We start from the raw sequence: 13,860 nt of genomic DNA, 5'->3' as shown, positions 1-13,860 counted from the left end.
CCAAAAACTATAAAAGAGGCTTAAAGCCTCTTTTATAGCGGTTTAAAACCAAGAGGTTTTAAATGCTGATTGTCTTCCTGCTGTAGTGGTGTTGTTTCGTTCTTTGGTTTTTCTTTTTTAAGAGCTTCTTTTAGCTTCGATTTAAATCTAATTTCATCCATACTCAATCCCAAAGGCTTTTTCTTTATTTCTTCTTTAACTATTTTCTTTGGCTGAATAACTGTTTTTTTAATACCTAAACGTTTTCTTATTTCTTCGATCTTAGTTGCTCTACTATTGAAACGGCTACCGCTCTTGAGTCTAAATTTATTGGTGGCTGCGTTTGCTGTTTCTGCATGATCAAGTATCCTACTGATAGAACCGCCGCTAAATTTAGAACTCCCACGATTGAAGCCACTTTTATTATAAGCCTTGATTGATTCTTTATTGTATTGTTTTTTAACTCTGTTGAGTACCTGTGCAGCTTTTTGTGTTGTTCTTCTAACTTTTGGGCCTGTTGGTCTATTATATTTTTCGCTGAGTTTAAAGCGGTTGTTGTTGCTTCTAATGAGTTGTTCACTCTGGTTAATGTCTGTTGTGTCTGATTTAATGCTGTGCTGACTGATTCGGATAATATCATCATTGATTCCGTCAACGGCTCTACTGTCATAGATATTTGGTTCAATAGGTGATCGTCTAATACTATTTTCGTCATCTGTTTTTCTTGCTGCGAATCTTCTAATGAGTTCATCATCTCTATCTTTGTCATATTTCACCTTGCCTTTAATTGTGTTCCAACTGTATTTTTTACCTAACTGGGAGCCTTTGAAATAAATATTTTTTTCATTTTTTTTGATACCAAACGACACCCCGGCGACGTTGCCAGTGCTTGCAACGTTAAAGGCCGCCTCGATGCCTACAGCCTGCAGTCTGTCTATGAATGTCTCAAGATCTGGTTTTCCTACCATAGCCGCCTGTAATGCGTTCTGTAGCACGATACGAGATGGTTTCTCACCTGAACGTAGGGCTTGCTCGATCTCGTTCTTGGTTGGTGCTAATACGTCTGATTTTTGCCCCTGCAAGCTCTTAGTTATGGTTAAGTCGTGCTTTATCTCAAGACGTTCACAAGCTGCTATTGTGTTAAATGCTGAGTGCTGACCATGCCATACAGAACCGTCTAAACCTATGCGGTTGGCTACAACATGGATATGTTCTTTATCTGTATCGTTATGACGCACACAAATATATTGATGTTTTTCAATATCAATATTCATTTCTTTCAAATAGTCTTTTGCTATCTCTTGCCATTGTTCATCCGTTAAATGATCACCTTTTGGAAGAGATAAAAACGCATGAAAGACTGGTTTTTTTATATCTTGTCTAAAGCTGCTTACAGTTTTAAATTCATCAGTTAAATCACTAACGTTATTATAATCACTTGCCATATTGCTACAAATAAAGGTGTGATCATCTTTTAATATATAACCAACTCTATTTTTAAATGATCTCCCTGTTTTGGCTACATTCCCTTTCATATATACCCCAAGTCTTTATTTATTTCTATTATCCTTCTGCTGGTTTGCTTTATATTAAAATTAAGCTTATCAACTTCATTTTTATCAAAATACTCATTGCCATTTAATTTTTTAACAGCCTGATTTATGTTATTGCCTATAGCTGAAAGTTGTATATAGGTCTTCTGGTTTACTTCAGGCATTTTCCTTTTAATAACTGGTTCAGAGTTTAAAATCTCTTTTCTAATGTAATGCCCCCTCTCAAGGCCGGAGGCTTTAACTAATGATTTTAAATATTCAAACTCTGCTTTGTTTACTCTGAACTGTATTGATATGTCTCGGCGTTCGTCAGCATTTAAATTTATACGTCCTCGTTTTCTGTCTGTTGTTGGCATTTTTTATTCCTCATAATAATGTAATCATCTGTTGCTCTTATGTAGTCGTTATCATTTTCAATAATCAATGCTTCAATAAGTTCATCAGCTTTATTTTCTGTAATGTATCTATTTGCTACAAAATAACATAAATCCCGCTCATCGATATTTATTTCACCAAATGGTATATCTTTGTTTTGTTCTATATAATAAAAAATTCTTGCAAGTATTTCGAGCTTATATTCTATAGTCATACTATTCATTAAGTTTTCTACATTCATGTTCTATTATTCCTTTTGTATTTAATCAGTGCTTTTTTATCTATCATTTTTCTAACTTCTGATATTGCTTGCTTTGCTTCGCTTGCAGAGTTTGTTTTTCCAGTACAGCTACGGATCATAAAACCTCCCAACATAATACAAAGTATTACCATTGCTACAGACATAATCATCATAATATTTTTCCTCCGTCTTTATTGAACAAATCAGAATAAATAAAATTAAGTTCAGCATATTGTTCCTCAGTATTGTTATTACATATAAAATCATATATCCTCTTGATTATTCCTTGCTCTACAAAATAATCAGTATATACATCAAAAAGACTATCTATATTAACATTTAACTCTGCGTTCGCTTGTATGTAAAAAAAGCATCTTTGATATAAAATACTAGTTAATGCATCAATGGCTTTTTGATTATCATTATTGAAAATATATCTTAAATCAAAATACATCTTTAATGCTTTTTTATATTGTTCATCATTTAAATTAAAAGCATCACTTTCTAATAAGTAATCTTTATCTGTATATACAGACAACCTACTTTCAAAATCTTCATGCATATTAAATGCTCCTATATAGTTATAATATCCAATGTAAAACTACCGGGTTTTACCGCCTCCCCTTTGATAAGGGGAATAGGCGGAAGGGTAGATCTTTTCAACCCTCCGAACGAAGTGAGAGGGGGCAATCCGAAGGATTGGGTATAATACCGGCTACGGGATTACACCTTGCCTCAGTTTCCCTCAGTTTCCGAAAAACAAAAAAACAAAGCTGAACTCAACCTATATTTAAATTAATAACCGATCTAAAATACTTGTCAATAGCGGCTACATAAATAAATACACTGCACGATAAATAAAATGCAAATAAAAGATAGGGTAAATAATATATTGTCTTTATGGCAACTTTGAGGGGAAATCGTCAAGGGCTAAATCGTGGGGTCCCGCTTGCGGGTTCCGATTTAGTGCTTGATGATATAGAGGAGGAAATAAAATTTATATGGGTGATGGTTCGACACTTCGAGCCATCACCTTGGAAGACGTATTTTACATTCTCCTTCTGAAAGAAATCCTGTCAGAAAAAGCCAACTTGCTAATAATAAACCCAACAATCGCAATAACAAATAAACTAATATTACCAGCCATTATTCCTGAACTCATACCGATCAAAACTGATAATATTAAGGTGCTGAATACTATTAAAAATACGCACCAGCCCGGCGGAGCACCGTATAATACAGTTGCTTGACATCCAGTGCATACGTGAACCCCTTTCTGACTTTCTTTTAGACAGTATGGGCATTGAATGGTATTATTTTCCATTTCCTACTCCTCTAATCTTTCTTAAAAACCGCACCTTGGTAAACAACTCCATCTTTAACTTTTTCGATTTTAAAAGTCCAAGATCCGAGATTTTTGTTTTGCGTTTTAGCGATATAGATGGGTTTCTTGCTTTCATCCCAGCTTTTAACAGTAAAAACACCATCGCGAAACTTGATCACATCTTTCTGAATATCAAGCCTGACGCCAAACTGTTGATTAACATAGTTGCCATAGATGCCATCATCGCCACACCCTGCTAACAGGACGGCAAGACCTGCCACTAACATAAATTTCCGCATACCTTTTCCTTCATTGGTAAGACACAGGCCAACGCTTGGCCTGTAAACGTCTTAGAATTCAATTATTTTGATGGTTCGTCATATCGTTTGTACCGATCGAAAATCACACCATGATAGGTTAAAGCTATCATAAATAAATAATCGATCGTTTATATCAATTAAACACCGATCGATCTGGTATCATTTGATTGTCAAAAGCTATCAATATCTAATTATCGATCTTTTATACCGATCTATTCCTGTTAAGGATTTGGATCTCGAACGGACAACAGCGGGAAAATTTCTATGATGGGATATCTGGCACGCGGGATATTTTGATATTTTAGATCTAGTTATACTTTTTACTTTATCCGGCTTCGCCCTATATATTTTATAGTTCTAGTTTTACTGTGTTTTTTATTAGTGCCATAGAATAAAGGGCACCTTTTTATTTATTTTAACCAATAACCTCATAATATCTGATATGGTTAAGAGTACCACTTGACTAGAATATAATATCTGTTATTTCTTTATTATAAATGAATGTAAAATCAAAATATAAAAATAAAGCCCCTATTATTCACAGTCGACTAAAACGAAAATAAAAAGGAGCATTACTACTTATAAGGATTGTTTAATATGATATTGAATCAAAATATTTATAATATAGAAAAATACAAAAGTCAAATACAAGAATATGCTTTATGCTGTGATGATTTTAATGATGGTGTGTATCGAAACCCTAAAGAAAAGGCATTACTGAAGAAATATATTGGATTTAATAATCGTTCTTTCGTTAACGGTCTTGTATTCGATGTAGACCACGAATACGGAGCAATATCGTGGGATTTAGTAGGTTTACCGAAGCCAAATATTATTATTCAAAATACAAATAATGGTCATGCACATCTTCTGTATGCGTTAAAAAGTCCTGTATTGAAAACTGATGCAGCGAAAATAAAACCGTTGAAATTTGCGGCGTATGTTCAGGCGGGACTGACTGAAAGATTAAAAGCAGATAAGGCATATACTGATATATTGATGAGAAACCCACTAAATAAAAACGAATCAAGAACAATATGTAATGATATACCAGAATATGGGCTTGATTATTTATCTGATTTCGTCCGCGAAGATTTTTCAACTCAAAATAAAAAGAAGAATCGAAGTGATATATATGGATTAGGTCGCAACGTTAATTTATTTGAAGATTTAAGACAAATAGCATAAAAAGATGTTTTGAGATATAAATCAAATAAATCATATAATGAATTTTTCAATGATATGTTTTCAAAAGCTATTGTATTAAATAACTTTAGCAATGCTACTGATCCACTTTCTCACAATGAAATAAAACAGATCTGTCAAAGTATATGTAAGTGGACTTGGATGAATTTTTCGAAAGAAAAATTTTCTGAGATACAATCTAATCGTGGAATGAAAAATAAAGGAAAGAAAAAAATCACAAATTTAAGAACAAAACTAGATAAGATATGGGAGATATTATGATTATTAACGGAAAAAAGATAAAAGCAAAAGATTTCGCAAAAATGGCTGGCGTGTCTCGTAAAACGATAGTGAAATATTATGCTATGCCTCGTGAACAGTATGAAAAAGAAGCAGCAGAAAAAAGACAACTTGCTTTTGAATTGAGATCATCTGGTCTTAAATGGCGTGAGGTAGCTGAAAAAATGGATACTACCTTAGATAGTGCTATGGCTTATTATCGTAGATATTTAGCATTACAAGAAAAACAAATATAGGCCACTCCGTGGCTTATATTTAGTTTTACGCTGCTTGATTACGTGAATAAAAAATCTTTTCTTCAATCCACGCATCGATTTCACTTTCAATAAATGCGATAGATCGTTCACCTGTTTTTACGGGAGCCGGGAAACTATTATTTTTAATCAGTCGATAAATCCAAGCTCTGCAAAATCCTGTGCGATCGATTACCTCAGAGATGCGGATTAGTTTTGTTTTTTCTTTCATATATTTTTCCTTGTGTTATTTGATGTCGCTATTATTCGAATATCGCTTATGACGATCAACAACTGTTTTTGTCATTTTCATTGTTTTTTGAAGGAAAACAAGGAGAGAAACAAATAATTTAATTAAAAACAATTAGTTATGATTTTTAACAAAAAGTGCTTTTTTATTTGACAACACGATGTTTACACTATCCAAAAAACGATGCTTACTGATGTCTACTAACGAATAATAGCGTAACTTATTGATTTAAATTGACAACACCTATGATTTGTTGGTAAATGTATGTTGGTAAAAAACACAACATGCTAGTTTTTATTAGATAAAACATAGGATTGTATAAATGTTCGATTCCGAGTCCGGCACCACTATTCAGAGAACCCAGCCTATGGCTGGGTTTTTGCTTTTCTGTTTCAGACAAACATCTTTCTTCCCAGCTGGCGCCCCGCCTCCAGATGCGCCTCCGCCGTTTTCAGGTCCGGCAACAGCAGCATCTGCGAACTGGCTACCGTCGCCCCGCAGTAATCAAAAATCCCGTGGACAATCTGCGCATTAAAAGCATCGGTAAATCCGTGCTTGTCATACGTTTGTTGACTCGCTGCGCCTAATGCCACCAGATGCACCCGCAGGCGGCCCAGCTTCTTCACAACATCGCCGTCGGCGGTCTCCTCATAGGCCCAGCCGTTTGAAAACACGCGGTCAACCCAGCCCTTTAACAGCCCAGGCATCGACCACCAGTAAACGGGAAAAACCAGCACCAGCGCGTCGGCGTTATCAATTCTGGCCTGCTCGGCCATCACGTCGGGCGGCGTGTCGCCGGTTTGCAGAAATGCGGCGATATCCGGCTCGGCAAATACCGGGTTAAAGCCTTCCTGCGTTAAATCCTCTATGTCAGCCGTATGCTGCGGGCCGGATTCGGCAATTCCTTGCGCAATCGCCGTCGCTACGCTGTGAGTCAGCGACGTCTTGAGAGGATGAGAAACCACGATTAATGCATGCATGACGGATACCCCAGTTGCGCTATAACGATATTGGACGTAGTCTTATATACCAACAGTAACCTACCATTAGTAAGTTACCTTTAGTATATTAATATGTCAACGGGAGAATGTTTCCATGTCTGAACCACTCGTACGTCAGCGTTTAACGCGAGAAGAGCGGCGCAAGCAGCTGATTGATGTCGCCTGGCATATTATTCGGCAAGAAGGGACCGATGCTCTGACGTTGGGTTATCTGGCGACGCAGGCGGGCGTGACTAAACCCGTGGTTTACGATCACTTTGACAGCCGTTCAGGGCTTTTCGCGACGCTTTATCGCGAATACGACCAACGCCAGACGGCGCGAATGGATGAGATACTGCGCAATACCGAACCGAATGCGGAGAAGCTGGCCTCGGCGATCGCCAACGCCTATATCGAGTGCGTGCTGCTTCAGGGGCGCGAGATGCCCAGCGTCATGGCCGCGCTGGCCGGGACGCCAGAGCTGGAGAAGATCAAACAAGAGTGCATCGCCACCTTTACCGGAAAATGTCGGGACTATTTTTCGCCGCTTTGCGAGAGTGAAAATCTCAGCGAGGCGGCCATTCTCGCCATGCTCGGCTCCGCCGACGGGCTATCGGCCGCGGTAGTGAACGGCGTCATCACGGAGCAGCAGGCTAAAGATGAACTCTTTCAGGTCATTATGTCGATGCTGCAGCGCTGCTGTCATCGCTAAATCGCGCCCGCCGTCCGGCGGACGCGTTGATTATCAGCCGCCCGCTTTCTTGATCGCCGCATCCAGCGAGGCTTTATCCGCCAGCCCCGGGAATACGGTGATCGTCGCTTCCGTGGCGCCGGTAGTCGGCATCACGATAACGCCCGGTGTCCCGCTCAGGCCAATTTCCTGCGCCAGCTGATTGGTGCTTTCCAGTACCGGCTCAACGTCCGCCGCTTTCTTCGCGTCGAAATTCACTTTCTTCGCCTGCTGCTGGATGTCGGCAGCCGTCAGCTTGCCTTCGTTATGTCCGGTGGAATAGATCCCGTTATGGTAGGTCAGATAAGCCTCTGCGCCCTTCTGCTGATAAATCTGCAGGCCGGTTTTGGCCGCTTCAAGCGAGGTTTCCCAACGGCTGCCAAAGATCGGCCACTCTTTAAAGGCAAAGCGGGTCTGCGGATTCTCTTTAATCACCTGCTCCATTACCGGCGCCAGACGACTGCAGTAAACGCACTGATAATCAAAGAATTCAATGACCGTGACTTTGCCCTCTTTCGGGCCGTAGGTTGGCGTATTTTTATCCTGGGTCAGCGCGGCCGCATTCTTCAGTACCGCCTGGGTCGCGGCGCTGGCCTGCTGCTGTTGCTGAATTTGCTGTAGCTTCTGGCTGGCCTGCAGCAGCACTTCCGGATGCGCGACTAAGTAATCCGCGGCGATTTTGCCAATACGGGCCTCTTGTTCAGGCGTAAAAGTCGGCGCATCAGCAGCGGTCGCCATAAGCGGAAACAGGGTAGCGCCGATAAAGGCAAATGTGAGTAAATTCTTATGGCCGGGCATGTAGTTAGTCCTTGCGATAGGTGAACGGCAGATGTATTTCTACGAACAAAATATCATCCTTTGCCTGCGAATCATTGCCGGACCATGCAATGATTGGTAACGATATTTTTCAATCACTCGCTGCGCGCGGTCTCTCGGTAAGGTGGCCAGAGTGCCCTAACGAGAGTACGCTTCGCCCCTGCGTTTTTCCGTAGGTTCTCTTTTTTGGTTCGATGAGTTGGGTATGAATGCGTTTTTCAGTCAGTGGGACGTGGCGGTTATTCTGCTGCAAATTATTGCTATCGATCTGTTATTGGGTGGCGACAACGCGGTGGTGATCGCGATGGCCTGCCGTAAACTGCCGCCTCAGCAGCGTACCAAAGCGATTATCATCGGCACCGTCGGCGCAATAGCGGCGCGCGTGCTGCTTTTAGCTATCGCGATCTATTTACTCTCATTGCCGTGGCTTAAAGTGGTCGGCGCGCTGATGCTACTGTGGATTGGCATCAAGCTGGTGACCAATCAGGAAGAAGAGAATGATGTCAGCAGCTCCAGCAGCCTGTGGCGTACCGCGGTCACCATTACCGTTGCCGATGTCATTATGTCGCTGGATAACGTGCTGGCGGTGGCCGCCGCAGGAAAAGGCCATCTGCTGCTGGTCGCGCTGGGCGTATTGATCAGCATTCCGATTATCGTTCTCGGCAGCAAGCTGGTGCTGGCTATCCTCAACCGCTTCCCGTCCGTGGTGATGCTGGGCGGTGCGCTGATCGGCTGGATAGCCGGTTCCATGATGGTGACCGATGTGACCATCGTTCATCTGTTCCCCAACGCGCCCGCCGCGCTCCCCGTGATGGGCGGAGCCATTGGCGCCGCCCTTGTGCTGCTGGAAGGGTTGCGCAGAAACCGCAGGCGCTCCAGCGAATAGCGGGCGTTCACGCTTGGCCGCCGTCAATCCCGACGGCGTCAAGTTTGCGCCATTTTTCCCCCACATCCGCCCTCATTTGCCCTACGCTTAGTAAAGACACCTGATCCAGGGATCTGTAACCATAATATTGCGCATAAATGAGATAACATCATGGAATTAAAGGATTATTATGCCATTTTAGGGGTTCAGCCAACGGACGATCTGAAAACCATTAAGACCGCCTATCGCCGTCTGGCACGTAAATACCACCCCGACGTCAGCAAAGAAAACGATGCCGAAGCCAAATTCAAAGATCTCGCCGAAGCCTGGGAAGTGCTTAAAGATGACCAGCGCCGCGCCGAATACGACCAGCTCTGGCAGCACCGTAACGATCCGCAGTTTGGCCGTCAGCAGCAGCATTCCCACGAGCAGAGCTATAGCCAGCAGGACTTCGACGATATCTTCTCCTCCATGTTTGGCCAGCAGGCGCACCATAGCCGCCGCCAGCACGGCGTCCGCGGTCATGACTTAGAGATAGAAGTGGCGGTATTCCTTGAGGAGACCCTGGCCGAGCAGACGCGCACCATCAGCTATAAGCTGCCGGTTTATAACGTCTTTGGCATGGTCGAAAGCGAAACGCCGAAAACCCTGAACGTGAAAATTCCCGCGGGCGTCGTCGACGGCCAGCGGATCCGCCTGAAAGGCCAGGGCACCCCTGGCGAAAATGGCGGCCCTAACGGCGACCTGTGGCTGGTGATTCATATCGCCCCGCATCCGCTGTTTGATATCGTCGGACACAACCTTGAAATCGTCCTACCGCTGGCGCCGTGGGAAGCAGCGCTAGGCGCCAGGGTCACTATCCCGACGCTGAAAGAGAGCATCCTGCTGACCATTCCGCCGGGCAGCCAGGCCGGTCAGCGGCTGCGGGTGAAGGGCAAAGGGCTGACCAGCAAAACCACCACCGGCGACCTGTATGCGGTGATCAAAATCGTCATGCCGCCAAAACCAGATGAGAAGAGCCGCGAGCTCTGGCAGCAGCTGGCGGATGCACAATCCAGCTTCGAGCCGCGTAAGACATGGGGGAAAGCCTGATGGCTAAGATAACAGTGACGTTCACGATTACCGAGTTTTGTCTCCACACCGGCCTTTCCGAAGAGGAGCTTAACGAGATTGTCGGCCTCGGCATGATCGAGCCGCGCCAGCCGCAGCGGGAAAACTGGCTGTTTGACGATAGCGCGGTGACCATCGTTCACCGCGCCGTACGCCTGCGAAAAGAGCTGGAGCTGGACTGGCCGGGCATCGCTGTGGCCTTAACGCTGCTGGACGAGAACGCGCGCCTGAGCCGCGAAAATCAAATTCTGCAGCAGCGGCTGGCGCGCTTTCTGACCCATAGCTAAGCCTTAGCCCGCTCTCTTCCTGTGGCACTGCCCGGTCCTTACCGGGCCTGAGCGGTCCGCGAATGACCTCAAGCCCGTAGCCGCTCAGGACATAAAAAATGCCGCCGGGGGAAGCCCGCGGCGGCATGAATTACTGGCAAAACGATTTAGTCGTTGATGCGCGGATGCTGCTGCACCAGACGAGAACGTTTTTCCTGCAGGTCGGCGATTTCCTGATCGATATCTTCGATTTTATGTTCGATGTTATCGTAGTGCTCGCCGAGAATTTCTTTCGCTTCCTGAATATCCGAAGCCGCTGGCGTCGCCCCTTTCAGCGGACGATTGGCGGTCTCTTTCATCGACAGGCCGGTAATCAGACCAATCAACGCCACCACCATCAGATAGTAAGCCGGCATCATCAGGTTCTGCGTGCTTTCCACCAGCCACGCCGCCAGAGTCGGCGTCAGACCGGCAATCAGCACCGAGATGTTAAAGGCGCTGGCCAGGGCGCTAAAGCGGATGTGGGTCGGGAACATCGCCGGCAGCGACGAGGCCATCACCCCGATAAAGCAGTTCAGCACCACCGCCAGCAACAGCAGACCGGCGAAAATCAGGCCAAGGACGTTACTGTTAATCATGATAAAGGCCGGAATCGACAGCCCGAACAGCGCCACGCTACCAATCAGGATGAACGGACGACGGCCAAAACGGTCGCTGAGCATACCGATAACCGGCTGAACGAACAGCATCCCGACCATGATGGCGATGATGATCAGCACCCCGTGGTCTTCAGAATAGTGCAGGTTATGCGACAGGTAGCTCGGCATGTAGGTCAGCAACATGTAGTAGGTCACGTTGGTGGAAATCACCAGACCGATACAGGTCAGCAGGCTACGCCAGTGTTTGGTCGCAATCTCTTTGAAAGAGACTTTCGGCCCATCCTGCAGGCCCTCGCGGTCGCCCTGCTCCATTTTATCAACGTGCTGCTGGAACGCCGGCGTCTCTTCCAGCGCATGACGCAGATAAAGACCGATAATCCCTAACGGCAGCGCCAGGAAGAACGGAATACGCCAGCCCCAGTCGAGGAAGTTCTCTTCGCCCACCACGCTGGAAATCAGCACGACTACGCCCGCGCCCATGACAAAACCGGCTATCGAACCGAAGTCCAGCCAGCTGCCCATAAAGCCGCGTTTACGGTCAGGCGAGTACTCTGCAACAAAGATAGAGGCACCGGTATATTCGCCGCCCACCGAGAAGCCCTGTGCCATTTTACACAGCAGCAGCAGGATCGGTGCCCAGATACCAATCGTGGCATACGACGGAATAAGGCCGATACAGAATGTACTTATCGACATGATAACGATGGTTATCGCCAGAATTTTTTGTCGACCGTATTTATCGCCCAGCATCCCGAAGAACAGGCCGCCTAATGGACGAATTAAGAAGGGAACCGAGAAAGTACCGAGCGCGGCAATCATCTGCACGCTGGGGTTGGCATCGGGGAAAAAGACCTTACCAAGCGCATATGCAACAAAACCATATACCCCAAAATCGAACCATTCCATCGCGTTACCCAGCGACGCTGCGGTAATCGCTTTCTTCAGTTTGCTATCATCAATGATGGTCACATCCCGAAGCGTGATGGGTTTTACTTTTTTCCTTTTAAGCATAATTATCCTCTTTTGCTCTCGCCTTGAGCGCACGAATCTCCGCCGAATGACAAGGTCATTCGCGTCATGCGTTGGGAGCGGCGAATTGCTGTGCTCCACATTTCAAGCGTAGCAGGTTTGCCTGCACTGTCTGCTGACAGTCCGTACAACCGAACCTGTTGACGCCTGCTCTGGCCATAATGAAATAAGCGGTACCGCTAATAAATGTAGTGAATTTGCGTTCTCGCCTTTTTACCCTAACAGCGTTTAAATTTGGGATCAACTTCACAAAAATTTACCTACCCTTAAACAGAGTCATCCAAAAGCAATAAGTTCAATGAATATTGGAACTTAGCGATACATTTCCGGAAATATCCTGCGCTTTTTATGAAAATAAGCCCGCCAGGCCTCACGATCTATATCCTCTTTCTCCGCTGCGATAAGTCATAAAAAAGGCCCGACAAAAGTGCGGGATTGCGCTATAATCAGCATTACTTTCGGCTATCAGCCACAATTTAAAGGACCAACGTCCTGTTTTACCCAGTAATCGCGAGGAACGTCATGCAACTGCCACACTGCCCAAAATGCCATTCTGAATACACTTATGAAGACGGCGGCATGTTTATCTGCCCGGAATGCGCCCATGAATGGAACAATGCCGAGCCTGCGGACGATAACGACGCGCTGGTGGTCAAAGACGCCAACGGTAATTTACTCGCCGACGGCGACAGCGTCACCGTGGTAAAAGATCTGAAGGTTAAAGGCAGCTCTTCGATGCTAAAAATCGGCACTAAAGTGAAGAATATCCGCCTGGTTGAAGGCGATCATAATATTGACTGTAAAATAGATGGTTTTGGCCCGATGAAGCTAAAATCCGAATTTGTTAAAAAGAACTGATTTTATTCCCCCGACGCCCGTTGTCGGGGGGAAATATATTTTCCCGCGGCCTCCCGGAATCCCTCGCTGCCGCCTGGCTTAATTCTGCAATCCCCTTCTACGCTTAATGGAATATTCGTTACCTGAGGTAATGGTTATGCCCTTAAGTCCCTATATCGCTTTTAGCGGCAACTGCGCTGCCGCCATCGCTTTCTACCAGCAGGCGCTGGGCGCGGAGCTCATCCACAAAATCACCTGGGGTGAAATGCCGCAGAATACGCAGGACGCCGAAGATGGCTGCCCTTCTGGCCAGCATCTGGCTGCCGACGGTATCGCACACGCCAGCCTGCGCATTGCCGATAGTATCCTGATGCTCAGCGACAGCCCCTCCAGCAACATGGAGCGCTACGCCGGATTTACCGTCGTGCTGGACTCGCAGGATGTTATTGAGGGTAAACGCTGGTTTGACGGCCTCGCCGACGGCGGGCAGATTGAGATGGCCTGGCAGGAAACCTTCTGGGCGCACGGCTTCGGTAAAGTTATCGACCGCTTTGGCGTCCCGTGGATGGTCAACGTGGTGAAAGAGCCTTAACGCTGGCCTTTTCCCCTCACTCTGTACTCTTCCCGAAAGGGAGAGAGGGCGGAGTGAGGGCATCTGTGCATTCACTCCTCCTTACCCTGTCATTCCACCGGCATCAACTCTTCATCCCCCGGTCATCATGAGTTAACCGAAATGTAACAAAAAACCGTCAGGATCGGCCCACGCTCAGAGGGAAATACTTCCTTATCCTTAGTGAGGCTCGATTGA

Annotated in this window: 18 protein-coding genes and 1 pseudogene; 8 read left to right on the top strand and 11 right to left on the bottom strand. The window is 45.3% G+C overall.

Features of this window, described 5'->3' with window-relative positions:
• Positions 1-32 precede the first annotated feature (32 nt).
• The 7 genes from MKleb_RS02200 to MKleb_RS02170 form a co-directional block, all read right to left on the bottom strand.
• Positions 33-1,514 carry a relaxase/mobilization nuclease domain-containing protein gene (locus tag MKleb_RS02200; RefSeq protein WP_217076419.1) on the bottom strand — a complete coding sequence of 494 codons (1,482 nt, stop codon included), beginning with the start codon at positions 1,512-1,514 and terminating at the stop codon, positions 33-35.
• Positions 1,511-1,888: a plasmid mobilization protein gene (locus MKleb_RS02195; protein ID WP_025107658.1), complete on the bottom strand. Its 378-nt coding sequence runs from the start codon at positions 1,886-1,888 to the stop codon at positions 1,511-1,513. The genes MKleb_RS02200 and MKleb_RS02195 overlap by 4 nt, the downstream gene beginning before the upstream one ends.
• Positions 1,855-2,148, bottom strand: a complete 294-nt coding sequence (locus tag MKleb_RS02190) for a hypothetical protein (RefSeq protein WP_025107659.1) — start codon at positions 2,146-2,148, stop codon at positions 1,855-1,857. Before MKleb_RS02190 ends, MKleb_RS02195 begins: the two co-directional genes overlap by 34 nt.
• On the bottom strand, positions 2,145-2,321 hold the full coding sequence (locus MKleb_RS02185) for a hypothetical protein (protein ID WP_165370639.1): 177 nt from the start codon (positions 2,319-2,321) through the stop codon (positions 2,145-2,147). Before MKleb_RS02185 ends, MKleb_RS02190 begins: the two co-directional genes overlap by 4 nt.
• Positions 2,318-2,710: a hypothetical protein gene (locus MKleb_RS02180; RefSeq protein WP_025107660.1), complete on the bottom strand. Its 393-nt coding sequence runs from the start codon at positions 2,708-2,710 to the stop codon at positions 2,318-2,320. Before MKleb_RS02180 ends, MKleb_RS02185 begins: the two co-directional genes overlap by 4 nt.
• 486 nt (positions 2,711-3,196) lie before the next feature.
• Positions 3,197-3,472, bottom strand: a complete 276-nt coding sequence (locus MKleb_RS29820) for a hypothetical protein (protein ID WP_071883304.1) — start codon at positions 3,470-3,472, stop codon at positions 3,197-3,199.
• A gap of 11 nt (positions 3,473-3,483) precedes the next feature.
• A complete protein-coding gene (locus tag MKleb_RS02170) occupies positions 3,484-3,771 on the bottom strand; it encodes a hypothetical protein (RefSeq protein ID WP_020231154.1) in 288 nt (95 codons plus the stop codon).
• A gap of 618 nt (positions 3,772-4,389) precedes the next feature.
• Between MKleb_RS02170 and MKleb_RS02165 the strand changes: the two are divergent.
• Positions 4,390-5,259 (top strand): annotated as a pseudogene (locus MKleb_RS02165) (replication initiation protein).
• Entirely contained in the window at positions 5,256-5,513 is a 258-nt protein-coding gene (locus MKleb_RS02160; RefSeq protein ID WP_016240319.1) for a hypothetical protein, read from the top strand. Before MKleb_RS02165 ends, MKleb_RS02160 begins: the two are co-directional and overlap by 4 nt.
• A 25-nt stretch (positions 5,514-5,538) precedes the next feature.
• On the opposite strand, the gene MKleb_RS02155 is transcribed toward MKleb_RS02160, so the two are convergent.
• Both MKleb_RS02155 and MKleb_RS02150 read right to left on the bottom strand, forming a co-directional pair.
• Positions 5,539-5,742, bottom strand: a complete 204-nt coding sequence (locus MKleb_RS02155; RefSeq protein ID WP_025107663.1) for a helix-turn-helix transcriptional regulator — start codon at positions 5,740-5,742, stop codon at positions 5,539-5,541.
• Between the two features lie 410 nt (positions 5,743-6,152).
• Positions 6,153-6,740, bottom strand: a complete 588-nt coding sequence (locus MKleb_RS02150; protein WP_163586352.1) for an NAD(P)H-dependent oxidoreductase — start codon at positions 6,738-6,740, stop codon at positions 6,153-6,155.
• A 115-nt stretch (positions 6,741-6,855) separates the two neighbouring features.
• Between MKleb_RS02150 and MKleb_RS02145 the strand changes: the two genes are divergently transcribed.
• Positions 6,856-7,452 (top strand): TetR/AcrR family transcriptional regulator, encoded by a 597-nt coding sequence (locus MKleb_RS02145; RefSeq protein WP_032747545.1) that lies wholly within the window; start codon positions 6,856-6,858, stop codon positions 7,450-7,452.
• Between the two features lie 33 nt (positions 7,453-7,485).
• On the opposite strand, the gene MKleb_RS02140 is transcribed toward MKleb_RS02145, so the two are convergent.
• Complete coding sequence (locus MKleb_RS02140; RefSeq protein WP_014837164.1) at positions 7,486-8,268, bottom strand: DsbA family protein; 783 nt, start codon at positions 8,266-8,268, stop codon at positions 7,486-7,488.
• 223 nt (positions 8,269-8,491) lie between these two features.
• On the opposite strand from MKleb_RS02140, the gene MKleb_RS02135 reads away from it, so the two are divergent.
• The 3 genes from MKleb_RS02135 (at position 8,492) to cbpM (ending at position 10,548) form a co-directional block, all read left to right on the top strand.
• The gene (locus tag MKleb_RS02135) at positions 8,492-9,172 is read left to right on the top strand and encodes a TerC family protein (RefSeq protein ID WP_004097877.1); all 681 of its coding nucleotides are present in this window, start codon (positions 8,492-8,494) and stop codon (positions 9,170-9,172) included.
• A 150-nt stretch (positions 9,173-9,322) separates the two neighbouring features.
• The gene (gene cbpA, locus MKleb_RS02130; RefSeq protein ID WP_088167990.1) at positions 9,323-10,243 is read left to right on the top strand and encodes a curved DNA-binding protein; all 921 of its coding nucleotides are present in this window, start codon (positions 9,323-9,325) and stop codon (positions 10,241-10,243) included.
• Complete coding sequence (gene cbpM, locus MKleb_RS02125; protein WP_004097873.1) at positions 10,243-10,548, top strand: chaperone modulator CbpM; 306 nt, start codon at positions 10,243-10,245, stop codon at positions 10,546-10,548. The genes cbpA and cbpM overlap by 1 nt, the downstream gene beginning before the upstream one ends.
• A gap of 146 nt (positions 10,549-10,694) precedes the next feature.
• On the opposite strand, the gene proP is transcribed toward cbpM, so the two are convergent.
• Positions 10,695-12,197, bottom strand: coding sequence for a glycine betaine/L-proline transporter ProP (gene proP / locus MKleb_RS02120; RefSeq protein WP_025107668.1), 1,503 nt, complete (start codon positions 12,195-12,197; stop codon positions 10,695-10,697).
• Positions 12,198-12,737: 540 nt separating this feature from the next.
• Between proP and MKleb_RS02115 the strand changes: the two genes are divergently transcribed.
• Together MKleb_RS02115 and yjdN are read left to right on the top strand one after the other, a co-directional pair.
• Positions 12,738-13,073 (top strand): zinc ribbon domain-containing protein YjdM, encoded by a 336-nt coding sequence (locus MKleb_RS02115; RefSeq protein ID WP_004097870.1) that lies wholly within the window; start codon positions 12,738-12,740, stop codon positions 13,071-13,073.
• 136 nt (positions 13,074-13,209) lie between these two features.
• Positions 13,210-13,644 (top strand): VOC family metalloprotein YjdN, encoded by a 435-nt coding sequence (yjdN, locus tag MKleb_RS02110; protein WP_004097869.1) that lies wholly within the window; start codon positions 13,210-13,212, stop codon positions 13,642-13,644.
• The last annotated feature ends 216 nt before the right edge of the window (positions 13,645-13,860 follow it).

The sequence above is a fragment of the Klebsiella sp. PL-2018 genome, assembly GCF_019048985.1.
Classification (GTDB): Bacteria; Pseudomonadota; Gammaproteobacteria; order Enterobacterales; family Enterobacteriaceae; genus Klebsiella; species Klebsiella michiganensis.
Note: the sequence above shows the minus strand (reverse complement) of the source record. Positions and strands in the feature narration are given on the sequence as shown.